The following is a 409-nucleotide window of genomic DNA, read 5'->3' as shown; positions in this document are numbered from 1 at the left end:
CTTTAACTCAGCTAATTTTTCATCTACTTGTTTTTTTACTTCCTTAAGTTCATTAACCTTTTGATCGATGTTCTCTTTATGTTGCTTCATTTCATTCACTTTTTCATCGACAGTTTGTTTATGTTCTTTAATCTCATTCACTTTGTTATCGATATTTTGCTTATGCTCTTTTACTTCAGCAACTTTATCTTCTACTTGTTTTTTATGCTCTTTAATTTCAGCGATTTTATCTTCGGCGATTTGTTTGTCTTGCTGAAGTTTTGCATCTAACTCTTGTTTATGTTGTTTAATCTCGTTAATTTTTTCATCAGCAACTTGTTTACGTTCATGTAGTTCATTCACCTTCGTATCAACATTTTCCTTAACCTTGTTAAGTTCATTCAATGTTTGATCCACGTTTTCTTTGTGT

1 pseudogene is annotated in these 409 nt (G+C 30.6%); it reads right to left on the bottom strand.

Features of this window, described 5'->3' with window-relative positions:
• Positions 1 to 409: pseudogene (locus MR160_RS34040) on the bottom strand (LPXTG cell wall anchor domain-containing protein); the annotation flags it as partial.

Source organism: Bacillus cereus group sp. BfR-BA-01382, assembly GCF_022663475.1.
In the GTDB taxonomy this organism is placed as follows: domain Bacteria; phylum Bacillota; class Bacilli; order Bacillales; family Bacillaceae_G; genus Bacillus_A; species Bacillus_A thuringiensis_S.
Note: the sequence above shows the minus strand (reverse complement) of the source record. Positions and strands in the feature narration are given on the sequence as shown.